This window comes from Paenibacillus lutimineralis (genome assembly GCF_003991425.1).
Classification (GTDB): Bacteria; Bacillota; Bacilli; order Paenibacillales; family Paenibacillaceae; genus Fontibacillus; species Fontibacillus lutimineralis.
This window is the reverse complement of the sequence record NZ_CP034346.1, coordinates 1,188,405-1,212,319: the sequence shown is the minus strand read 5'-3', so window position 1 is coordinate 1,212,319 and position 23,915 is coordinate 1,188,405. Positions and strand designations below refer to the sequence as shown.

Sequence of the window (23,915 nt, the reverse complement as noted above, 5' to 3'; positions counted from 1 at the left end):
AGCAAGGTAGGGCTAATCCCTATCTTACTTGGGCTGTTTCTCATAGTTTCAATGATTATACAACACTGACACCGCTAAGAATATATGTTCCATCTGACAAGGTAACAAATTTGAAAGAGACTTTGATTAGTCCAGTATAATTAAATCCTTCCGGGTTAAAGGAATAGGTAAAGCTTGCTGAAGTATCCCGCTTATCAGTTTCTGGGTCCTGGATATTAGACACAGTTAGGTTCTTTAAAGCACTGCTATAATCATTGAGTGTTGACTTGTCATTAGCATCACGACTGCTATCAACCATCTGTTTCAAGTAATCCTTTGAAAATTGTCTCCCTAGAGCGTTGCTCTTGGTATAATCCTTCTCCGCTACATGCGCGTCAACATAGGCGTTCAATTCACTCATATTTCCCGACTTCAATGCATCTGCATATAATTTAATGACCTTAATAGATTCCTTTGCCAGCTCATCCTTTGCTGTATTCACATTAAAATCTTTCTTATATGTAAATACGCCAGATCCCATGCTGCTAGAAGATGAACTGCCTGAGCTGGAACTACTGTTGGAACCCGTGCTGGCAGATCCTGAATTACTACTCGAACTTGAGCTGCTGCTTCCGTTATTCTGCCCATCCTTATATGGGATGCCCTCATTTCCACCATTGCTATTAATGATGATCTTCTGAGCGCTGCCATTCCAGTTCACTTCTGCACCAAGCGCTTCGGAAACGGCGCGTAACGGAACATATGTAGAGCCGTCATACACGAGAGCCGACAGCTTCTTGCCATCTGGATCACGCGGTGTCCAGGAGGAACCATCCAGTTCAAACGTAATATTATGGTTCAGAACAGCCTGAATCTTCTGAATCCCCGTTGCTGCTCCTACGGTAATAGCTGAAGATAATAAACCACATGCGACCAATGATGCGACAAAAACTTTCTTTTTAATCTTCATAATTCTCCTCCATTTGATAATATTGTAAATACATATACAAAAATATACCATCAACCCTTCTATTTCCCAAGCCATTTTTTGCTACTTTCATCCTATTTTCGACATAGTAAGAAGGGTATGATGTCGGTATCTAGCACTCGTCATAGATCAAGAAGCCTATCAAACTTAAAGATTTGTTCTATCATTTCATTACTCAATTCCCATGACTTTGACATTATATATAAAAAGCCCAAGCAAGATTAAGGGATTTAAACCCTTTCTTACTTGGACTAAGGCAATAATATCAATGATTATAGGTTCTCTGCTTCCTTTTATTGATGTTCAGACAGACTATGTAGGACAGCACTCCATAAGCACTAATAAGGTAAGGCCATAAAAAAGGAGCCTAAGCCCCTCTTGCCGTGAATCTATTCTATTTCTTATCTACTTGCAACAACGTAATATTTTTCAGTGAAAAAGTATTTCTTATGCTCTCTTCGGAGATCACCTTCAGCTTGATCAAGCTGGTGACCTTGGACGGGTCTGCTTTAGATAGCATACGCCATACTTCGGGGTCCGGCAGCGCCTCATACAGCTTCTGATCGTCGAACTCTTTACGTTCCTGCTGCACTATCTTCACTTTGTAATTCCCGATCTCCAGCGTAGATGCACCTTGTTCATTACAGTGGTTAATAATCTCCCCCCGCAATTCCGACAATTGCTGCTCGATTTCCTTCTGCTGCTGCTTAAGCTGGTAGTATTGCTTCACTATTTTATCCATTTCGCCTCACTCTCCTCCACACATATATATGTAGAGACAGTGAATTTAGGACAAACGTGAATTCTACTCAAACGCCACCCCGCTTCCCCCCTGTAAATATCGCTTCAGGTATTCACCCGTCCGCGATGCTTCGCAATGAATGATATGTTGCGGTTCTCCCGTATAGACGAGCTCTCCGCCCTCTTGTCCAGCCCTCGGGCCCAGATCAATGATCCAATCCGCCTGCGTCATCCAGTCAAGGTTATGCTCAATCACTATAACGGTAATGCCTTGATCTACCAGCCCCTCTATCGTTGCTAGCAGCTTCCGGATATCCGACATATGAAGCCCTGTCGTCGGTTCGTCAAGCACATAGACCTCACCGCGACGCTCCATCTCCTTAGCCAGCTTAACCCGTTGCAGTTCTCCCCCAGACAATGTACTTAGGGACTGACCCAACGACATATAACCAACGCCGGAGGATTGCAGGCGCGCTAGAATCTGTAGGATATTCTTCTCCGTAAAAAATCGGCTAGCTTCATCTACCGTCAGCTCCAGCACATCGCTAATATTTTTATCACGCCAAAGAAACGATAGAACCTCCTTGTTAAATCTACGACCCTCGCACGCTTCACATACCGTTTCAATGGAGTCCATAAAGGCCAAATCGGTGCTTATCCTCCCCGTTCCTTTGCATTCCGGGCATGCCCCGCGCGAATTGAAGCTGAACATGGATGGCTCTGCTTGACTATTAGCCGCGAACAGATTTCGGATCAGATCAAACATGCCGGTAAAGGTAGCGATATTGGAACGATTCGAAGCGTGAACGGGCTCCTGGTCGATATAAACCGCATCCGGGGCAATACTTCTGAACACCTGGTTCACTAGCGTGCTTTTACCCGATCCTGCTACTCCGGTGATCACGGTCATCACTCCGATAGGAATATCAACAGACACATTCTTCAAGTTGTGCAAGTTAGCATTACGGATGGGTAACCAACCGGCAGGACTTCTTAAGGTCTGTTTAAAGGCGGGCCTATGATTTAAAAAAGTTCCTGTTAACGTGCCCGACCTCAGCAAACCTGGAAGATCACCTTCATATACTACCTTCCCGCCCTGAGCTCCTGCCTTCGGTCCCATCTCTATCACATGGTCAGCAATCGCAATTACATCTGGATCATGCTCAACGATGACAATGGTATTGCCCTTATCTCTTAATCGCTTAAGAAGCATATTGATCCGATCGATATCATGCGGATGCAGGCCGATGCTCGGTTCATCGAAAATATACACCAGATCGCTTAAGCTGCTCCCTAGCTGCCGCACCATTTTGATTCGCTGCGATTCGCCGCCTGATAAGGTCGCGGTCTCCCGATTCAAGGTCAAATATCCAAGGCCGATGGACAGCATCTGCTGCAGACGAAGCATGATGGATTCCACCATGGTCGCCGCTGCCGAAGCTTGAATCGTATGCATAAAATCAATCAGCTCGCTAACCTGCATTTCCGTACACTCGGCGATGTTCTTCCCGTTGATTCGGCTTGCCCGCACCTCATCATTCAGTCTTGTGCCTTGGCATTCCGAGCATACGCCTTGCCTCACTACACGCTCGATCTCCTCCTTATATAACTTGGAGTCCCTGGAGTCCTTGCTCAAGAAGCTGCGGGTGATGCGGGGTATCACTCCCTCATACAGCGAGGTTGTTGGCCATCCTTCTGTTGGATGAGGAGGCTTAAAGCCTGATTTGTACAGCAGTGTATCCCATTCCTCTTCCGTATAATCCTTCAACTTCTTATCATTGTCGAATAATCCGGTACAGACGTATCGCTTCCAACGGAAATCGCCGGGCCGGAAGGTCGGAAAACGGATCGCTCCCTCGTTTAACGACTTCTCCCTGTCAATCAATTGCTGCGTATCCATTTCCTTTGCGATACCAAGTCCCTCGCATCTCGGGCACATCCCCTGCGGGTTGTTGAAGGAGAAGACTTCCGCTTCACCGACGTAAGGCTGGCCAATCCGGGAGAATAGTAGGCGGAGCAAGGAGTAAATGTCTGTGATGGTGCCCACCGTAGATCTTGAATTTCCGCCAATGCGCTTCTGGTTGATAATAATGGCAACCGGGAGGCTCTCAATCGCATCTGCATTTGGATGCCCGTAATGAGGAAGACGATGGCGGATGAAGCTCGAATAGGTTTCATTTAATTGGCGCTGCGATTCTGCAGCAATGGTATCGAACACGAGCGCTGACTTTCCTGAGCCAGAGACGCCGGCAAATACGGTGATCTGCTTTTTGGGGATGTCTACGCTGATATGCTTCAGATTTTTTTCACGTGCTCCCATCACTTTGATCTTGTCATTAGTACTCATGCTGGGCATTTGTTAATGCACTCCTTCTTCGTCTTTTGAACGTTTGTAAGGAATAGCATATACTTTTAACATGACAATTCTTGTCTTGTTTAAATTACTAATTTGGGGGAGACCATGTCTAAGTCCAAGCTGCTGTTTGATCTGATTATGTACGTGAATTCTAGACGAAGTTTTACCGCCCAGGAGGTCGCCGATGAGTTTGGAGTTTCCGTCCGTACCGCGCATCGCTACTTAATGGAGATCAGTGAAATGGGCGTGCCAATATACACGGAACAAGGCCGCAACGGAGGGTACCGTACGCTTAAAAACAGAGTGCTTCCGCCGGTTCTATTCGATGAGAACGAAGTCCTATCCATCTTCTTCGCCTTCCGGTCGCTCGCGTTCTACGAATCACTGCCCTTTGACGCTGATATCGAATCGGCTTCAAGAAAGCTCCTTGCAGCGCTGCCGGAGGATACCAGGAGGAAGATTAGCCAACTGGAAACTGTGCTATCCTTCTGGAGTCCGAAGCGAGGCCTACTCGCCCCTTATTTAAAAGAACTGATCGAAGCCGCTGCCGAGAACCGGATCATCACTATGGGGTATCAGTCCAAGAACAGCGATAAAGAGAGAAGTGTGGCGCCTATCGGCATTTATACGAATGATGGCTTATGGTATATGCCTGCTTATGATATGGACGCCGGTAGAATTCAACTGTTTCGAGTGGACCGTATTTTGTCATTAACGGTTTCGGAGGACACGTATACGGTGGGGACGGAACTAAGGGAATGGCTACAGAGTTATACCATCTCCTCGCCGGTCCGTCTGGTAGTGGAATTAACCCGGGAGGGAATAAGGAAAAGCCGAAGCAAACCTTGGTACCAGCCTATCTTGCTCGAGAAGGAGCGAGAGGGTGGAATCGTCGGCCTGATCGACATGGTGATCGACCGTAATGAAATTCCCTTCACCGCTGAATTTTTTGCCCAGTTGGGGAAGGAAGCACGGGTCATCGAACCGCAGGAAATCATCGATCACATTCGTTGTCATGCGAAGGATCTGTTGCGGCATTATCAATGAACTTCGAGGATTCGATAACGGCCATATCATAAAAAACCCGTGGCTAAGTAGTCTTTTTTCGATTGGTGATAGCATGAATAAATTCCACATATCGCCAACTTATGTCTTTTGATGTAGAATAATGTTACATAGAACCTAGCAAATCCCTCAGCCGATGAGGAAAACAAAGGAAGAAGTAACGAATGAAGAGATTGTCAGTATCATTGCTAGCCCTGATTCTTGCCATTATTGTTTCAGCTTGTGGAAATAACGTCGGTAAAGAGGCTAGTCATAGTAATTCTAGTAATACAAACAATCAAAAGCAGATTGAAGAGGAGAACGAGAAGTTAAAGGCGGAGACTGAAAAATTAAAAAAAGAGCTAGCTGAAAAGGGAACAGAAGCTGAGGAGATTGAAAGCTCAAACACTTCAAAAGGGAACTCCAAAAAGACCGAAATCGCTGACATTATGGAACTAATTGTTCCTGAATTGACCGAAGGAGGTCAGCTCAATGAAAAAACTTATAACTATTTAGTCGATCATAGCGAGCTTTTCCCAGCTGTAACCGCTAAAACGAAAAAAACTGCTGAATCCGAAGCAGATGCAAGTATTACAACAAAGCATTTATTCAAAAATATCAATCCATATTTAGATAAAATGGTAACCATTAGTGGATATGTTATAGATATTGAAGAGGACGAAACGGATTATGGAACAATGGCTGTTATACACATCATGGATGAATACGGTAACTCCCTAGTTGGAATTTACTTGAGTTCAACAGGTGATATTCTAGAGGATGATTATGTTACTATGACCGGTGTTCCAACTGAAATATTCTCCTTTGATAATGTTATCGGAGGCGTAACCAACGCGATTTTCTTTACGGTATCTACGATTGAAAAGGAGTAGTGATTTGGTCTAAGCTTTCCGGAGAAATCGACAGCATGTATGAATATGTTAAGCAGAACCCACCTCAAGCAAACTCTAACGATTCAGGTTTCGATACAGGACTATTCAAGCAGTACAGCGAAGCCTTCAGCGATGATGTCAATGCTTTGATTCAGAAATAGTAATAATATTTAATATATCAGAAGAAAATGAAGCCCACGACCAACTGGTCAGTGGGCTTTTGCTACTTAATGATCAGAATTTTTAACATATGGAGAATCTGCGGCTTGATAAACGATCTGCAAATACTTCCGATACAGCTCGTCCAGAAGCTCTGTTGGATCTTCAAGATCAGCTTGTACCGATTTAGCATACTCTGTTATATGCTCAATCTCTCGTTCAACAAATTCATTGATGACATCAACCCGCTGCTCGAGATTTAGTTCTTCTCCAGCTAGTTTCCTGCTCAACAAATCCTCGATAGCTGCCCGAAGCTCCGGCTCAGTCACCAGGTCTCGAACCAGATCTTGGAACAAAATCGGCGGACTCGTATTGTATTTTTGAATCCATTGGCAAGCAAGAATCGGTCTAAGCACGTAGAAGTATTTTTTAATCTTCACCTGCTCGCCCTGTAGATATTCCCGAAAGTTCCCTTTCGCCATATGCAGATAGTGATAGACCGATGCTTGAGGAGAGAAGACACGGTCTCTTATCGCGATCATCTCTTCTTTGAACCCATAGGCTTCATAGTACTGGATATCTGACACGAGCCATTCCAGAAAAGCCGGGTTCGATTTACGGAACAGCTTCAACGCTTTTCTGATATCCCAGCCGCTGATATCTAGCTGCTCATTAATCGGAAGCTCGATGACATCCCGTTTCTCATCAATAGACAGGTACCATTCCGGCCGATGAATATAGACGAACCGCACATCATAATCGCTATCCTGCGACGGAAATCCCCAAGCCCGACTGCCCGATTCCACGGCAAACAAGACTTTGACTTGGTGCTCCTGCTCAATTTTAAAAATCTCATCCAAAATAATCTGTCTCAAACAACCACCTCCTCCGCTCTCCTAAGAAAATAGAAGTTTCCAGCTCCTTCGGGAATGAATCGCCAGTGATTCGATGCCATCGGCAGCTCAGCCGGATTAATACTCGATTTCTTCCATCAGACTCAAATTTCGGTTCGACTCGCGAAGCAAATCTGTGAAGGAACCGGCAACATAATATACAAAATCCGGGTCATGCACATAACTGATAATCTGCCCATATGTACCTTGGTCGGAAGGATCAAGGTCGAGCATTAAATATAGAGAGCCGCCGGCCATCGTCGCAAACGGAAACCATTTTCTATAAAATAAATACGGCTTAATTTCTGGGGCAAGTTCCCGAATCTCTTCTTCGGAATAATACTGCGCCAACAGCTCATCCCGTTCGCAGAAATAGCCCTTGGTCTTTTCCATTTCAGCCAGGGACATGATGTAGTAGGGAACACACTCTTCCGCATCGGCATCCCCTGGATACAGAATGTGAAACGCATATCCACTGCCGTCCTTGCGGCGATAGAAGCTGCGAAAATCCTCAGGCAGAAGCACATCGAATTTCCTCTCAAACGCGGCCAAGCTCTCTTCACTGGCTCCTGCCAGCTCTTTGTACTCGCCATGCAGCTCCTGAATTTCAGCCTCTACTACTTTCTCCTGGAGCAAATGATCCAGCTCTGCCATTAGAGGTTCAAGCTGCTCTGAGACATATTCACGATAGCCCCAAAATGCTTCTTCCTCGCCCCCGTCGTCCAGCAGAATCATAACGGCATAGGAGATCAGATCCAGCCAATTCTCCATACGTTCGACTTGCTCCTCTGTAATCAAACCGTTCGAACGCAGCATCCCATTCGGTTCCACTGCCCAGGCGCGTCCGAGCTTACAAATAGTCCACAAGCATGATACGATCTCACGGTCCAGCGCAGGCTCACCAAGCTTGGTGGCAAGCGCACGTATAACAACCATCATTTCATGCAAATTTTCTTCTTTCAGCTCACCCTGGAACGGCCGGAGACTGCCCAGGAACCCATTCTCTGCTTTCGGCAAATGCACATCATCATGCGCATAAGCGTGGCACTTCAACAAGTGAATGGCATTTGAAGTATCCATGTTCATCCCCTCCCCAATCTCACGCAACAGGACTTTAATTCACAGCATAATTCACAATAACTGCTTCACGCGTATGTTCATCATAGGCGATCCATAGCTCATCCCCAACTTCAACCCCATACACGGGTTCGATCGACTGTTCGATCAAATATTCCTCGTCTCCTCGCCGGACAGTAATGCGGGCTAAAGGACGGTCTCCGGTAGTACCGGCAAATTCGACGGATGTCACCTTCCCACCTCCTTGTCTGCCTTGAAGCAGGCGCACTTCTCTATCAAGCTCCTCTTTTCTCACAGATACCTGGATGATAGAGCCGGCCTGCACATTAAGCCCCCGAGGTACAAACTCGCTGTTTACCTTGCGGATCCGCTCCTGTCCATGACTGATCAGCACCTCAAGCACCATTAACTGCCGATCCTGGATCGTAACCCCGCACGGCTGAATTCGCGTAATCTCGCCCTGAAGTGTAAGTCTCTCCGCTGTACTCCGGGCCCGTGCCGATAAACTTCCATATTCGAGCAGACGGGGTTGCTCTCCGACCTGGATGAGCGTTGCTCTCTCCCCAGTCTGGTATTCGAACCCCGCCGCCTGCACGACAGGAATGGAATATGCATGGCCCGCAGCTTCAAAATGAAGCATTAACGCACTTCCCCGCTGCGCCGTTCCAATAAAATCGATCTTAGTCAGCACTGCTTCTTCAATAGTTCTCGGCTTCACACTTTCCGCCGCATCTGCTGCATTAAGAATCATCGCCTTGTTCTTGCTGCGGTTATAACTAATGAGAATCTGGTCACCAACCTGTATACGATCTATATGTGAAATGACCTTCTTGATCGCAATTTCCTTCGTCTGGCCTTCATCCAGGAAACGTACCATGAAGCGAACCTGCGGCTGGTTATTGATATATGTCCCTGTCTGGGACATTTGCGTGATCGTTCCTGTGAGGGTAACCCCCTGTTCTAATCCTCGTCTATGCTTCGCCCGCAATATCGGCGGTAAAATGGCCAATGCACCGAACAGAACGAGCGGAATGATGATCCAGATCACCCAGTTGATAATTAGGCCGTCTCCTTGCTTGAAATAATCCATAAAGGTTTGGAAGGATCTATGATTTTCTTCCCTATGATGCTGCCATTGCTGGACTTTCTCTTGGTAGAGAAGCCCAAACGCTCCCTCACGCACATTCATCCATGCGGTAGAAGCCGTCGAATTGGAATAGTACAGCAGGTCATCCCCAACATCTTTATAAAAATGCAGCTTCCTATCGTTCAGATTGTCATAAGTAAGCATGGACACGATCGCGGATACATCCGTAAATTCTCTCGTCTTCTCATTGTACAGATATCCGAGAACATGCCCTTCTGCCTCATCCTTCGTGTTGGAGCCAGCAATCAGAGTCTCCTCATCGTTCAGCAGATACAGCTTCGCCTGGTACACTGGCATCGGGGTTGGCAGTACAGCGCCCCATTTCTCTGCTGCCGCATCATAATACCGGACTTGTTCGGGATAATCGGAATCCACTTTAAGCAGGCTAGTCTGGTCCCGGCCATACTGTTCCGCAAATTGGTGAGCAGCACGGTCTTCGGCATCGAACGAGCTCTCTTCACCCTTTTTGACATATGTTAGTGGAAGCCCCTGATCGTTCAGCACCCCGCTTACATATGCCGTCCGGCCATCATGAAGATCTACTTCGAACATCGGCATAGCCGCACTGCTCTCGAAGCTCCCCTGAACTAGCCGCATATAGGTTGGTCTGGAGGGCAGTAACTGGTTATTGTTCAGTTCAACCTTCTGCAATTTCCCCTGATTAATCTCAGCAATATAGGGAGTTTTATCCCCCTCTGTCCCCATGACTATGACTTTCCCCAGCCAGGAGAACACATTATTATCTATAAATCCAGAGATCTCCAGCTTCCCTTGCGCCAGTTCTTGCACGCCACCTTCAGAATCGATCATATTCATCTCAAGCTGATCTTCAGCATTATTCGTAACCAGAATCAAACGGCCATTCTGATATGCGGATACAATCTGGCTATGTATATTAGAATAGAGGGGTATCTCTTTAATAAGTTTCTCTGTTTTAACATCGTAAAGTTCACCCTTCAGTCCGCTGTCACTATCATGCGTAATCCCAAGAACTTTATTACCTCGGTCCAGAAAGAACAGTTCTCGTTCGGATGTAAGCTCCCTATTCAAGTTAGCATCAAGTTGATCCGTATAATCCACCCAAACCATGATACTTAAAATAATGGTCGGAATAAAAAACACCAGATTAAACAGTAGCGTAATTCCTCTCTTCATCCGATCCTCTCCCTATCTCTCTATATAGAAACCTTCCTTTTATAGGTATATTTATTATATCATAGCAGAATAGCCTCACCTCTGTTATGGGGCGTAGGTAGTATAATGCAAACAGGGGGTGTCATCCTTGGACAAGACATATTCCATCGGGGAAGCCGCAAAAATGACCGGAACTACCATCAAGACCGTCCGTTACTATGACACGGTCGGACTGCTTAGGCCCACAGAATATACAGAGGGTGGACATCGGTTGTACACGTCTTCCGATCTATGGCGCTTAGAGCTAATTACAACCCTGCGATACCTGGATTTCGGGATCGATGAGATTAAAGAGATGCTCTCTGGCGAGATACCGCTGGACAAAGCACTCGACTGGCAGATTGAATCTATAGAGACACAAATGAGCACACTCACGAATATGTTATCCATTCTGCGGCAAGCGAAGGAGCAAGACGAGGCTTCCTTGCAATATATTTATGATCTGGTGACCACACGAGCCGTCAACACAGAGAAACGTGAGCAATTTATCCTTGAAAAAGTAGAAGAGTCCCGATTTCTAGAGGGCATTCCGGCGGAATGGAGAAACTCATTCCTGTACAACTTTAACAAACACATTATCAATCAAACGAAAATATCGGCCAAACAAACGATTGCTTGGCATGAATTGCAGGAGCTCCTGAACGATCCTCAGTTTATAGCCGACCTTAAAAACGATGAATTTCTATTCTTCAACATGGTCCATCGGCCTCATTATGATGCAGCAAGATGGGTCAAAAAACTTGAGGAAATTCACAATCGGTTAAATACGGCTTTGATGCAAAAGCAATCTGCCGAAAGTCCTTACGTTCAAAAGATTGTCGAGGACACGGCCATGCTATATGCGAGCTCTGGACAATCCGTGAGCCAGGAGGATTTTTTTCGCTACTTTGCTGAATATTCGCAGCATCCGAGAACAGAACGAATTGAACGGTTCAGCACGTTATGCTCCACCTTGAGCCCCAAATACCGCTTGTTCGCTAAAGGAAACGAGTTATTGCTGCAAGGCATACAATGGAAACTCAAGCAGCTGTAATCAACAAAAAAGCCGAGGGCAAATAGCCCTCAGCCTTTCTGCAATGAATACTCCGGATGGTCACCGATATTCTGATCTAGTAATTTAAGCGGCTGTTGTTTCAAATAATGGTCAAAGAAATCCAGCGTGTAATCGTTAATCAACCGATGTACGCTTGTTACATCGACGCCCTCCATCCTCTCAAATAATGGTGAAATCAAATACATATCTGAAAAACCCATATGCTTCATGTTTTTGATGGTCATCCAATAGTTGCCGCCTATGGTTACAGACGCTTGCCGAGCAAATGTATCTGCAAAAAACTTGTCCAGTTCCTTCCGTGTTGTGCCTTGAGAAGCGATTTCCTCGTCGCTCATATGTGTAGTGCCAGCCAGAGTACCGTCCGCACTCATCATCAGGAACGGCTTCTTCAGTCCATCTGCCGGAATCCGAAGCTTGCCATAGAGTCCACCATCCATATTGATCGCTGCTTTGATTCGTGAATCCGTCATAAGCATTTGCGTGGTGGTCGCCCCGCCGAAGGAATGACCTAACATGCCGATGCGCTCCAAATCCATCCGATCCGTAAAACGATGGTCTGGATCACTCTTGGCGAGTTTCTCGACTTGATCGAGCACAAACTTCGCATCCTCCACCCATTCCTCGTTGATTCTATCGAGATAGTCAATTGTATTGCTCTCTTGAGGAACAAATGGCACAACACGGCCATCAGGGAACACGGATATCGTACTCCGGTACGTATGATCAATGCCCACCACGATATAACCATGGCTAACTAATTGTTCAATCTCGAATGTGTTTTGGTTCTTCGTCCCGTTTAACGAATGCGAAAAAATAAGCACAGGATAGGCTGGTTCCTGATCAGATAATTCTGCTGCTTCAATCGCATGCGTTCTGGCATAGCCAATGCTCGTAAACAGTAGTTTTGGCATATGCAAAGCTGCGCTATATCCCTCTGCAAAAATATCCGGGTGAGAAACGTAAGGTGCCTTCTTTCCCTTCGCGTCTTCACTCGCTGGATACCAAATCTGTATCATCAATTCTCGTTTATCGCCTGGTTCGGGTGTATGGAGTTCCTCCCGTTTATCATCTTTCCAAGCATAGGATACGGTTCCTATTTTGTATGGACCCGTCGGTTTCTCGAAGGAAAATACCGGAAGCAAGAGTGGCAAAGCCACAGCAATGAAGGAATAAAGTACAGCCAATGCCGTAATTAGAGTCAACCGGATCCGGGATGTTTTCTTTTCTGCTTTTTTTGATTTGTAAAAATACCTTACGGTCAGGAGCACGAACGGGATAAGCGTAATCCCATAGACCGGAATCATTTGCCACCGCATGCCTTCAATAAGCCCATGCAGTAGTACGAATAGCGCTGAAATGCCGGCGCTTAGGATTAATCCTCGCTGTGTTCTGTTCCTGGCGAATATCAACCAACCCAGCAATAAAATATTCAAGATTGCGGACAACATTTCAAAAGTCCTCATAACATAAAGCCTCCTCTTTTTCTGTTCCATCTTCTTGCTGAATCCAAGCATAAAACCTCCCCTAAGGGGACATTCAACACTCATTTTTCAAACCGCAAGGACAGGTGTATACTGGAACGAATCTAGGATAATACCGTAGAAGACTGGAGGCCATTGAACTGGCGTACATAATCTGATTTAAACAGGGGGTGTATCATGTGGACAAGAAATATCTTATCGGCGAAGTTGCAAAAATGACGGGGTCTAGTGTCAAAACGATCCGTTACTACGATGAAATCGGGCTGCTCAAACCTACCGAATATACCGAAGGCGGGCATCGGCTGTATACATCAGATGATATCTGGCGGTTAGAACTCATTAACACTTTGCGTTACTTAGATTTTGGTATCGATGAAATTCATCAGTTGATTGCGGGAGAACTAACCGTGGAGAAAGCGCTGGCGTGGCAGATCGAGTCCCTGGAGACACAGGCGAACACAATCGCGAATATGATATCCATCTTGCGTCAAGCAGAGGCGCGTGGGGACGATTCTCTCCATTACATCCACGATTTGGTGAACGCTCGGACCATCAATATCGAGAATCGCAAACAGTTTATCGCGGATAAAGTTGAGGAGGCCAATTTATTCGAGGGCATCCCCAGCGAGTGGAGAGACCCTCTTTTATATCATTTCAACAAGTACGTCGTTCATCAACCCAAGACATCGGCCAAGCAGACAGCCGCCTGGCAGGAGCTGCAAGAGCTCATGAATGATCCTCAATTTATCGCAGATCTTAAGCAAGTCAAGCTGGGCTTCTCACGGATTGTGCAACAGCCTCGCTATAACGCTGAAACCTGGAGAAATAAACTGGAACATATTCAGGAGCGATTGAATCATGCCTGGAAAAATAAATGCACTGCGGACAGCAAGGTTGTTCAGTCCATTGTGGAAGATATGGCCATACTGTACACGAATTCAGATCAGCTTGACCCAGATGAAGACTTCTTCCGACACTATGTCGAATATTTCGAGAGCACCCAGACCAAGCATCTGGAACGGTGCAATACGTTATGCGCCATCATCAGTCCACAGTACCATCAGTTGTATAAAGGGAACCTCCTTTTGTATAAAGGTATTCAATGGAGGATTCGGCAGAAGTAATCTCTCCTTGCGAATCATCGAGGGCCAAGCGCCCTCAACGATTCCAATGTCCAATGTGACTTAACCTTTTTGCAACGTAAAATCCGGATGTTCGCCAATGTTCTTCTCTAGCAGTTGCAGTGGCTGGTGTTTCAAATAATGGTTGAAGAAGTCCAGGGAGTACTCGTTAATAAGGCGGTGGGCCTGCCGTACATCCACGCCCTCCATCTGCTCAAACAGCGGCGAGAGCAGGTACAAATCCGTGAAGCCCATATGCGTCATATGATTGAGCTTCATCCAGTAGTTGCCACCTTCCGCTACATGCTCATACCTTGCAATCAATCCTTCCATCATCTGTCTGAGTTCGGGTTCCTGTATTTGCTGTACGCTATTGAGCGATCCATCCGCACTCATCATGAGGAACGGCTTCTCTAACCCTCCTGCCGGAATCCTCTGCTTGCCGTACAAGATGCCATCCAGATTCACGGCTGCTTTGATCCTCTCATCCTCCATGAGCATCTGCGTGCTCGTCGCTCCGCCAAAGGAATGACCGAACATCCCCACATTCTGCAGATCCATTCGTCCTGTAAACCGGTTATCGGGATCGTTCTTCGCCAGCTTCTCCACTTGATCGAGCACAAACTTCGCGTCTTCTACCCATCCAGGATTGGCTTGATCCAGGTAGGTGCCTGAGTTCAAATCCTGCTGCACATAAGGAGCCACCCGACCATCTGCAAAGACAGATGCTGTGCTGCTGTATGTGTGGTCGATCCCAACCACGATATAACCATGACTGGCTAGCTGCTCGACCTGGAAGGTGTTCTGATTCTTGTGTCCACTAAATCCGTGGGAGAACAGGAGTACTGAATAGGTCGATTCCTCCTGAGACAGTTCAGCAGACTCGATAGCATGCGTCTTCACATAGCCGAACGTTGTGAACAAAGCCTTCGGTAGATTCAGAATCGTACTGAATCCCTCGGCGAAAACATCCGCGTTTGAAATGTAAGGTGCTGTACGACCTTTTGCCTGTGAATCGGCAGGGTACCAGATCTGCACCATCAACTCACGTTTATCACCAGGATCCGATGTAAAGGTCTCTTCCCGTTGTTCATCCTTCCAATCATAAGTAACCGTACCAACCTTATACGGGCCTGTAGGCTGCTCGAATGTGAAGACTGGCAATAGGATTGGCAGCGCGATGGCGATAGCTGAATATAGTACGGCCAGAACCATCGTGAATATCCATTGAATACGGGATCTTTTCTTATTGCCATCCTTCTCTTTCAACGGTTTGAATAACCGCCTGCATGCCAACACCAGAATTGGGAGCAAAGTCAAGGCATAGACCGGGATCATCTGCCAACGCATGCCTTCAACGATCCCATGCACCAGTACGACAATAGCAGAAGCACCAAATCCAATGAGCAGTCCTCGCTGTGTCTTGGTTCTCGCAAATATGATCCAACCGAGCAATAAAACATTTAAGATCGTTAATACCATTTCAATAGATCTCATAAATATAAAACCTCCTTGTATACTGTTCTTGCTGCTTGCTCGAACCAAGCATACAACCTCCAGTAGCTGGAGGTTCAACCCCTAGAAATCAAAAAAATCGCCGATGCCCTTAATCCCAGCATCAGCGACTTCGCTAACAATAATTAAATTTAATATTCCGAATGACCTCGATCCATATCAGACGTTCCTATCAAATCAACTTCCGGCTGTACCACTTTTCGCCTTTGAAACGCCACATAAACATCGAGCCCCGAACGACCCATTCCGTAACCATGGCGATCCATACACCCATGATTCCGAAGCCAAGTGTAATTCCGAGCAAATATCCTAGTATGACGCGAAGCAGCCACATCGAGAGCAGCGAGGAGATCGAGGTGAAATTGGAATCTCCAGCTGCCCGCAGCGCCGATGGCGTAATGAAACTAAACGACCAAAACAATGGCTGTGCGACAGCAATTAGAACGGTTAACTGGAAGATCGTCGGGATGATCTCCGCAGGTGGCGAGAACAGCTTGACGATTAACGGGAACAACGGCAGCAGAATGATATCCCCTATGATGAAGAACACGTTAGACAGCCCAAGGAATGACTTGACATACTTCCTCGCGTCAGCGATATTCCTTCGTCCGATGCATTGACCAACTACCGTAACAACAGCGATACTCAAAGCGTTGGCCCCAATCTGGAAGAGCAGCGAAATGGAGCCGCTAATCGCATTCACAGTAATAGCTAACGTTCCTAGCTGTACGATAAAGGTCTGCGTTAGCAGCTTACCCCCGTTAAAGAACATCTGCTCCGCTGCGAACGGAACCCCGATGATCATAATTTTCTTCAGAATGGACCAATTCAACCGAAGAGCATTCTGGATACGGAAACGCAGTGTCTGGTTGTATTTCAGCAAATAGATCAGCGAAGTAACCATCCCGAGAATCCGGGCCGTTAGCATTGAAATAATGAGCCCCATTACCCCCATGTCTAGAACCGTAATAAACAACACGTTCAGAACCAGGAAAGTAATGTTCATGATCAACGACAGACCGAGACATGCCTTGGTCTCTGCTACGCCACGAAGTGCTCCGTTAACCGCTTGAAATATAGCTATGAACGGGTAAGAGATACAGCTGCCGATCAAGTAAATCTTCGCGCTCTGGAGCACGTCCGCATCCGCGCGACCAAACAGCAAATTTATAGTCGGTACATGAAAAATAACGACAAATGCACTAATGAATACAGATATAATCGCTACCGCAGATATAGCTTGAGCGGCAGATTTAGAGACCATCTCATTGTCCCCTCTGCCCTTATATTGCGCCACGATCACAGTACCACCGGTAGCTACAGCTACGAATACGTTAATAAGAAAAATATTCAGGGAATCGACCATGCTCACGGCACTAACCGCAGCGACTCCGGAGGAACTGATCATTGCTGTATTCAATAAGCTCATCAAAATAATAAAAGCCTGGTCAACCAGGATTGGAATAATGATCGCTATAATTTGTTTATAATCGAGGACTTCCCCCGTAAAATACTTATTCAGCAGAAATACCGATTTCCGCTTGAAGCTAGACATGGTACTGGCACTATTCATCGCATTATCACTTCTTTGGCATTATTTCTGTCTAATTGCTTCTTTTCTTAAAAAAGGGTTATGCCGTCCTATTATACCACTCTTGTTGAAAGAATGAAGTGATATGCAATAACTAGCAAAAAATGAACACTTCCACGCAAAAAGGAGGCCTAAAAGGCCTCACTTTAGTGAAATAAATCATAGTGATTATGGCGATCGGGGGACACCGTCTCCGCGTGGATAAAGTACTCGTGCGCTCCAAATCGAGCCAATGCTTCATGGTCGGGACGCCATACCCATTCGTCAATCTCCGATTGACAACGATGCGCACGGAATGCAGCCAGCTTCGCTTCCAAATGAGCGGATACATCGATTTTCACAATATCGTTGCGGGTATATCCATAGCGCTCCGGCTGCTCCATCATGTTGCCGAACGAAATATAGTATAAGTAATCCTGCTTACCTGACCGGCGGCATGCCGCTGCGGTCACTTTGCCAATAGCGCAATGGTCGGGATGACCTCCGAGCGTCTCATGAAAGGTAAGCACCACGTCGGGAGCTGACTCGTGTATAATCCCTTCAATTCGGGATATCAATGGCTCTTCATCCATGAATTCCACCGTCTTGTCGCGGATGTCCAGAAATTGCAATTGCTGAATACCCAGACAGTCGCAGGCATGACGCAGTTCCCGCTCGCGGGCTGCAGCAATCGTCTCCCGATTCAGATATGGGGGGTTCCCCATGCGACGTCCCATCTCGCCCCTCGTGGCACTGACGAGTGTGATCTGAACTCCCTCACTAGCGTATTTAGCAAGAGTACCTCCACAGATAAAGCTCTCATCATCCGGGTGCGCAAGTACAAGCAGCAGCTTACGGGAAACTTCTTGGTTTAGATTGTTCATTCCGGGAAAGCCTCCTTTCCCAAATGGAGAGCGACATCCATTCTCCCCTTGTCATCAAACCCAGCCAATAACAGACGCCCTTGATCATCTACCTCATAATCAGTAAGCGCCTCCATCCGAAGCCAACCATCACCGTTGAACCGAAGCGCCACTCGATATGGCCCCTCTCCGGCAATATGAGCCTCCGTCAACTGCACCGTAAAATTACGGACGAAAACATACGACGTCGCCTCACTATGCACATAAACGTTCGCCCCCACAAACCTGCGAAGCTCCTTCTCAACCTCTGATCTCTCCATTTTCTTCATGCTGAACGACCTTCTTTGTATATTTACTAGTAACTTTATATATTATAGCAGGGTTTTAATCGGTGTATCTACTGGGGGATGTGACAATTCCTTATTGAAGATGGTTGAGCAATGTACTCAGTAGAACCCTGCATTCTAACGGAACTGACAATCGCTATTTAGGCAAAAATAGACACTAAAAAATTCTAACGAAACAGGGTATCGTTATTTCACGAGTTTGCAGGGTTTTGACCTGTTTTAGAGCCGAATAACGATATGGAGTTTCGTTAGACTTATAATTGCTTCGATTTCGCGGCAATAGCGTGTCACAGTTTCGTTAGCGATGAGCCAGTCAGCGAACGACTGGCGTCATGCAGTGAAACTACCACGCTGGGAGCAAAAAGCGCAATGATAGCAAAGCGCGATAACATCGTACAACTGACACCTTCGAAAAAAAAAAGCGAGCAGAATCCCAGGCATCTGCCCGGATTCTGCTCGCTATTCGCGCTCTCACGTTATTGTTCCCAGGTTATTAATTAACCGGTTCCCCGCAATTACTCCGTTACAATCTCATGCACCAGCACTGGGGCTTCGGCATGATTAGCGATGCGGATATTCGCGTAGATCTTCTCAATCACATCGTCCACTTTCTCGCGGTTCGCATGGATCGTTACGAGGGATTCGCCCGCCTTCACGGCGTCACCGATCTTCTTGTTCAGCATCAGACCGACGGCAAGGTCGATCTCAGATTCCTTGGTTGCGCGGCCTGCGCCAAGCAGCATAGCTGCCGTACCGATCTCATCGGCAACAATCTCCGCTACGACGCCGTCTTCACGGGCCGGAACTTCGATCCGGTACGCTGCCTGTGGCAATTTCTCCGGATGATCTACAACCTCTGGATTACCACCTTGGTTCGCGATAAATTCCTTGAATTTATCCAACGCTTTGCAGTTGCGGATGACTTCCTTCAGCTGCTCCTCTGCATCCTCTAACGAAGAAGCTTTGCCAGCGAGGTATACCATTTGTCTACCCAGGGCAAGGCACAACTCCTCGAGATCCTCTGGTCCATGACCGCGAAGCGTATCAATCGCTTCCTGTACTTCCAACGAGTTGCCGATTGCACGACCGAGCGGCTGGCCCATATCGGAGATTACAGCCATCGTCTTGCGTCCAACATTGTTGCCGATGCTAACCATTGCATGAGCCAGTTCCTTCGCATCCTCCGGTGTCTTCATGAAGGCGCCTGCGCCGGTCTTCACATCAAGGACTATAGCATCTGATCCGGCAGCGATCTTCTTACTCATAATCGAGCTAGCGATCAACGGAATGGAGTTAACGGTTGCCGTAACGTCACGCAGCGCATATAACTTCTTGTCTGCTGGGGTAAGGTTACCGGTCTGACCGATGACCGCGATCTTGTGATTGTTAACCAAACTCACGAATTCGTCCTTGCTGATCTCAACATGGAATCCTTCGATCGATTCCAGCTTATCGATGGTACCACCTGTATGTCCTAGTCCACGACCAGACATCTTCGCAACCGGAATGTCCAGCGCAGCAACAAGAGGTGCCAGAACCAGGGTTGTCGTATCACCCACGCCGCCGGTGGAGTGCTTATCTACCTTAATGCCTTCAATCGCCGACAGATCGATGGTATCTCCGGAATTCACCATTGCCATTGTCAGATCGGCCCGCTCCCGTTCGGTCATGTCGCGGAAATATGTCGCCATAGCGAAAGCACTCATTTGATAGTCCGGAATGTCCCCGTTCGTGTAACCTTCAATAACAAAGTTGATCTCTTCTGTCGTCAGTTCTTTGCCGTCCCGTTTCTTCGCAATCAAATCAACCATTCTCATTATCGATTTCCTCGCTCTCCAAGAGTATTGTTGTAGGTCCTGATGTATGTCCCAAGCTCTTACTAGTTGTTCAGACGATATCTTACAGTGCGTATTCAAAAAATGCAGTTTTCAGCACCGAGAAGATTGGATGAAGCTAGGGTACTCTTTGAATAACCTCTTACAGAGAAATAGCGGTCTCTAGAGCAACCTCCATCATATCGTGGAAGGTCGTCTGACGCTCTTGAGACGTTGTCTCTTCCCCTGTCAACAGATGATCGCTGACGGTCAGAATCGTTAATGCGTTAACGCCGAATTTAGCAGCCAGAGAATACAGAGCAGTTGTCTCCATCTCCACCGCAAGTACCCCATAATCCATCAGCTTCTGCACAATGGATTTGTCATCGCGATAGAACATATCCGAGCTGAAGATGTTGCCGACATGCAGGTTCAAGCCTTTAGCAATACCATTGTCATAGGCTCCCTTCAGCAGTGGGAAGCTGGCGATTGGGGAGAAGTCATATCCACCAAATACATGACGATTCATGCTGGAGTCCGTACAGGATGCCTGTGCAAGCACAACATCGCGTACATGCACATGCTCCTGCATTGCGCCGCAGGTGCCTACCCGGAACAAATTTTTCACGCCATATTCACTGATAAGCTCATTGACATAAATGCTTGTAGTCGGAATCCCCATGCCTGTACCTTGCACTGAGATGCGTTTGCCTTTATAGGTTCCGGTAAATCCCAACATTCCACGTACTTCGTTATAGCAGGATATGTTCTCGAAATAGGTCTCAGCGATAAATTTTGCCCGGAGTGGGTCCCCCGGCAGCAATATCGTCTCTGCTATCTCGCCTTGCTTCGCACCAATGTGTACACTCATTTCTCGTTCCTCCAATGATCAGTTATTTCAAATCAGCCAAGAAGCTCTCACCATACTTAGGAAGCGTCACGCCGAAATTATCAGCAACGGTAGCGCCAATGTCGGCGAATGTACGACGCAGCGGAAGCTCGCGTCCGCCGTCGGTGAAGCGTGGCGAGTAAGCCAGCAGCGGTACATATTCCCGTGTATGGTCTGTTCCTTTGTAAGTCGGATCGTTGCCGTGGTCGGCTGTGATTAGAAGCAAGTCGTCCTCACCCAGCTTAGCGAATACCTCAGGCAGACGAGCATCGTATTCCTCCAACGCTTGGCCGTAGCCTTGCGGATCGCGGCGATGACCGAAAAGGGCATCGAAATCAACCAGATTAATAAAGCTAAGGCCTGTGAATGACTCATCCAGGGTGGCGATTAATTTGTCCATACCGTCCATGTTGGACTTGGTTCTGATCGCCTTCGTAATGCCTTCGCCATCATAAATATCGGAGATCTTGCCCAGAGAGATCACGTCAAATCCCTGATCCTTCAATTCGTTCATCGTCGTACGCCCAAAAGGTTTGAGCGCATAATCATGGCGGTTCGGCGTACGCGTGAAGTTGCCAGGCTCACCCACGAACGGACGAGCGATAATTCTTCCCAGCATATAAGGGTCATCTCTTGTAATTTCCCGGCAGAATTCGCAAATCTCATACAGTTCCTTGAGCGGAACGACCTCTTCATGCGCAGCAATTTGCAGCACAGAGTCAGCTGATGTGTATACAATCAACGCCCCGGTCTTCACATGCTCTTCCCCGAGTTCTTTAATAATCTCTGTACCGCTGGCTGGCTTGTTGCCAATCACCTTGCGGCCCGTCTTCTCTTCAATCCGCTGGATCAGTTCATCAGGAAATCCGTCCGGGAACACACGGAACGGAGTATCAATGTAAAGACCCATGATCTCCCAGTGGCCTGTCATCGTGTCCTTACCGCGGGAAGTCTCCTGCATTTTACAGTAATATGCCATAGGCTTGTCCGCTACTTCTACCCCCGGTATCTGGCGAATATTAGACAATCCAAGCTTCGCCATATTAGGCATATTCAGTCCACCGCATTGCTCAGCGATGTGTCCAAATGTATCCGCGCCTACGTCATCGAATTGCGCAGCGTCCGGCGCTTCTCCTATACCTACCGAGTCCATCACAATCAGGTGAATTCGTTTGAATGATTTCATGTGGTATTCCCCTTCCCTTTTTTAAAGAGGTCGTTCAAGAACCCCGCCTCTGATCACAATATCAGGAAAGATCTCTATATTGTTCTTCGGCGGATCTTCCGATGCTAAACACCGATCTTCTTGAGCTCGCACTTAAATATGAGCAATTCACAGACGTCCACACCAGTTAGGTACGGACGCTGGAATCTCTCTTTACAATTAAAAGGTAAACTAATTCGCTCGTGAATACAAACATCCTGGACTGTCTCTTACAGGAAGATACCAGCCACGATCGCAGACAATACGCTTACCATCGTCGCGCCATATAGGAGACGCAGGCCGAACCGGGCAACAACATTACCCTGCTTCTCATGCAAGCCTTTAACAGCTCCGGCAATGATACCGATCGATGAGAAGTTCGCGAAGGAGACAAGGAAGATCGAGACGATCCCGATCGTCTTCGGAGACAGCGTCGTCATATTGCTTAGATCCAGCATAGCTACGAATTCGTTAGCTACCATCTTCGTCGCCATGATACTTCCAGCATCAACTGCTTCCTTCCAAGGTACACCCATCAGGAAGGCAAAAGGTGCGAACACGTAGCCGAGCAGCTCCTGGAACGTAATTCCGAACACACTGCCGAAAATGCCGTTAACGAGAGCAATCAGCGCAACGAAGCCGATCAGCATGGCGGCAACGACAATCGCTACTTTGAATCCGTCCATAATATATTCGCCGAGCATTTCGAAGAACGATTGCTTGCCTTCTTCCTGCACTTCGAGAATATCCTCTTCCTTGGACACTCTGTACGGATTCAGAATCGAAGCGATAATAAATCCGCCAAACAGGTTCAGTACGAGCGCTGTAACGACATATCTTGGCTCGATCATCGTCATATATGCACCGACAATGGACATGGATACCGTTGACATCGCGGAGGCGCACAACGTATACAAACGCCGTTCCGGCAGCAAGCCGATTTGCTTCTTCACCGATATAAATACCTCGGATTGACCCAGAATCGCGGAGGCAACCGCGTTGTAGGACTCCAATTTACCCATACCGTTCACTTTACTTAACACTAGACCAATGTACTTAATAATGAAAGGCAATATCTTTGTATATTGCAAAATACCGATTAAAGCGGAAATGACTACGATTGGCAGTAGTACATTCAGGAAAAACGGTGCTTGTCCTTCATTAGCAATACCGCCGAATACAAAGTTGACGCCTTCCGCAGCATAGGCCAGCAAGGATTCAAAGATCGAGGCAAAGCCCCGGATCAGAAACTCGCCGACACTGGTATTAAGCAAGAGGAATGCAAGAATGACCTGTAAAACGATCATTTGCACAAGCGGTCGATAGCGAATGTTACGCCGATCTTTACTCGTGATGTAAGTGAGGCCAAAGACTGCAAGCAGACCGATTATCGCGATAACATATTTCATGATGTTCCCCCTACGCTTGAGCATGTTATTTAGTTGTATATTTGAGGTTGTTCAAAAAGCCCACTTTTGATCACGAAGTAGATCATGAAGCTATTCGACATCGAATCTTGAATTCAGCCGGGCCTTCCGGTGCTCACGTAGGTTTGCCTACGCTCCACTCCTCAGTCCCTAGCTTCA

General features: G+C 47.0%; 20 protein-coding genes. 5 read left to right on the top strand and 15 right to left on the bottom strand.

The features are described from left to right. Window positions 1–55: 55 nt before the first annotated feature. The 3 genes from EI981_RS05165 to EI981_RS05155 form a co-directional block, all read right to left on the bottom strand. Entirely contained in the window at window positions 56–949 is an 894-nt protein-coding gene (locus EI981_RS05165; protein WP_162616089.1) for a stalk domain-containing protein, read from the bottom strand. A 412-nt stretch (window positions 950–1,361) separates the two neighbouring features. Then, window positions 1,362–1,709, bottom strand: coding sequence for a DUF7173 family protein (locus EI981_RS05160; protein ID WP_126996026.1), 348 nt, complete (start codon window positions 1,707–1,709; stop codon window positions 1,362–1,364). A 63-nt stretch (window positions 1,710–1,772) separates the two neighbouring features. Continuing rightward, window positions 1,773–4,064 (bottom strand): ATP-binding cassette domain-containing protein, encoded by a 2,292-nt coding sequence (locus EI981_RS05155; protein ID WP_418789039.1) that lies wholly within the window; start codon window positions 4,062–4,064, stop codon window positions 1,773–1,775. Window positions 4,065–4,169: 105 nt separating this feature from the next. On the opposite strand from EI981_RS05155, the gene EI981_RS05150 reads away from it, so the two are divergent. The 3 genes from EI981_RS05150 (at window position 4,170) to EI981_RS29385 (ending at window position 6,162) form a co-directional block, all read left to right on the top strand. Further along, window positions 4,170–5,111, top strand: coding sequence for a helix-turn-helix transcriptional regulator (locus EI981_RS05150; RefSeq protein ID WP_126996024.1), 942 nt, complete (start codon window positions 4,170–4,172; stop codon window positions 5,109–5,111). A 182-nt stretch (window positions 5,112–5,293) separates the two neighbouring features. Beyond that, the gene (locus EI981_RS05145; RefSeq protein ID WP_126996022.1) at window positions 5,294–6,001 is read left to right on the top strand and encodes a hypothetical protein; all 708 of its coding nucleotides are present in this window, start codon (window positions 5,294–5,296) and stop codon (window positions 5,999–6,001) included. Beyond that, window positions 6,001–6,162 (top strand): hypothetical protein, encoded by a 162-nt coding sequence (locus tag EI981_RS29385; RefSeq protein WP_227011700.1) that lies wholly within the window; start codon window positions 6,001–6,003, stop codon window positions 6,160–6,162. The genes EI981_RS05145 and EI981_RS29385 overlap by 1 nt, the downstream gene beginning before the upstream one ends. 66 nt (window positions 6,163–6,228) lie before the next feature. Here the strand turns inward: EI981_RS29385 and EI981_RS05140 are convergent, their stop codons facing one another. The 3 genes from EI981_RS05140 to EI981_RS05130 form a co-directional block, all read right to left on the bottom strand. After that, the gene (locus EI981_RS05140) at window positions 6,229–7,035 is read right to left on the bottom strand and encodes a nucleotidyltransferase domain-containing protein (RefSeq protein ID WP_126996020.1); all 807 of its coding nucleotides are present in this window, start codon (window positions 7,033–7,035) and stop codon (window positions 6,229–6,231) included. Between the two features lie 96 nt (window positions 7,036–7,131). After that, a complete protein-coding gene (locus EI981_RS30070; protein ID WP_335926321.1) occupies window positions 7,132–8,133 on the bottom strand; it encodes an SMI1/KNR4 family protein in 1,002 nt (333 codons plus the stop codon). A gap of 34 nt (window positions 8,134–8,167) precedes the next feature. Then, a complete protein-coding gene (locus EI981_RS05130) occupies window positions 8,168–10,432 on the bottom strand; it encodes a hypothetical protein (protein ID WP_126996018.1) in 2,265 nt (754 codons plus the stop codon). A gap of 127 nt (window positions 10,433–10,559) precedes the next feature. Here EI981_RS05130 and EI981_RS05125 point away from each other — a divergent pair, with 127 nt between their 5' ends. Next, entirely contained in the window at window positions 10,560–11,504 is a 945-nt protein-coding gene (locus EI981_RS05125; protein WP_418789038.1) for a MerR family transcriptional regulator, read from the top strand. A gap of 29 nt (window positions 11,505–11,533) precedes the next feature. Here the strand turns inward: EI981_RS05125 and EI981_RS05120 are convergent, their stop codons facing one another. Next, on the bottom strand, window positions 11,534–12,988 hold the full coding sequence (locus EI981_RS05120) for an alpha/beta hydrolase family protein (protein WP_126996016.1): 1,455 nt from the start codon (window positions 12,986–12,988) through the stop codon (window positions 11,534–11,536). Between the two features lie 197 nt (window positions 12,989–13,185). On the opposite strand from EI981_RS05120, the gene EI981_RS05115 reads away from it, so the two are divergent. Further along, window positions 13,186–14,130, top strand: coding sequence for a MerR family transcriptional regulator (locus EI981_RS05115; protein WP_227011698.1), 945 nt, complete (start codon window positions 13,186–13,188; stop codon window positions 14,128–14,130). 60 nt (window positions 14,131–14,190) lie between these two features. Here EI981_RS05115 and EI981_RS05110 read toward each other — a convergent pair whose 3' ends face one another. The 8 genes from EI981_RS05110 to EI981_RS05075 all read right to left on the bottom strand — a co-directional run bounded on the left by EI981_RS05110 (window position 14,191) and on the right by EI981_RS05075 (window position 23,738). Further along, on the bottom strand, window positions 14,191–15,624 hold the full coding sequence (locus EI981_RS05110) for an alpha/beta hydrolase family protein (protein WP_126996014.1): 1,434 nt from the start codon (window positions 15,622–15,624) through the stop codon (window positions 14,191–14,193). A gap of 190 nt (window positions 15,625–15,814) precedes the next feature. Beyond that, complete coding sequence (locus EI981_RS05105; protein WP_227011697.1) at window positions 15,815–17,215, bottom strand: MATE family efflux transporter; 1,401 nt, start codon at window positions 17,213–17,215, stop codon at window positions 15,815–15,817. A 164-nt stretch (window positions 17,216–17,379) separates the two neighbouring features. After that, window positions 17,380–18,096, bottom strand: coding sequence for a PIG-L family deacetylase (locus EI981_RS05100; RefSeq protein WP_126996012.1), 717 nt, complete (start codon window positions 18,094–18,096; stop codon window positions 17,380–17,382). Then, complete coding sequence (locus EI981_RS05095) at window positions 18,093–18,404, bottom strand: DUF1806 family protein (protein WP_126996010.1); 312 nt, start codon at window positions 18,402–18,404, stop codon at window positions 18,093–18,095. Before EI981_RS05095 ends, EI981_RS05100 begins: the two co-directional genes overlap by 4 nt. A gap of 533 nt (window positions 18,405–18,937) precedes the next feature. Next, window positions 18,938–20,239: a pyrimidine-nucleoside phosphorylase gene (locus tag EI981_RS05090; protein WP_126996008.1), complete on the bottom strand. Its 1,302-nt coding sequence runs from the start codon at window positions 20,237–20,239 to the stop codon at window positions 18,938–18,940. Between the two features lie 160 nt (window positions 20,240–20,399). Beyond that, on the bottom strand, window positions 20,400–21,107 hold the full coding sequence (deoD, locus tag EI981_RS05085; RefSeq protein WP_126996006.1) for a purine-nucleoside phosphorylase: 708 nt from the start codon (window positions 21,105–21,107) through the stop codon (window positions 20,400–20,402). Window positions 21,108–21,129: 22 nt separating this feature from the next. Next, the gene (gene deoB, locus EI981_RS05080; protein WP_126996004.1) at window positions 21,130–22,311 is read right to left on the bottom strand and encodes a phosphopentomutase; all 1,182 of its coding nucleotides are present in this window, start codon (window positions 22,309–22,311) and stop codon (window positions 21,130–21,132) included. 248 nt (window positions 22,312–22,559) lie between these two features. After that, window positions 22,560–23,738, bottom strand: coding sequence for a NupC/NupG family nucleoside CNT transporter (locus EI981_RS05075; RefSeq protein ID WP_126996002.1), 1,179 nt, complete (start codon window positions 23,736–23,738; stop codon window positions 22,560–22,562). Window positions 23,739–23,915: the final 177 nt, after the last annotated feature.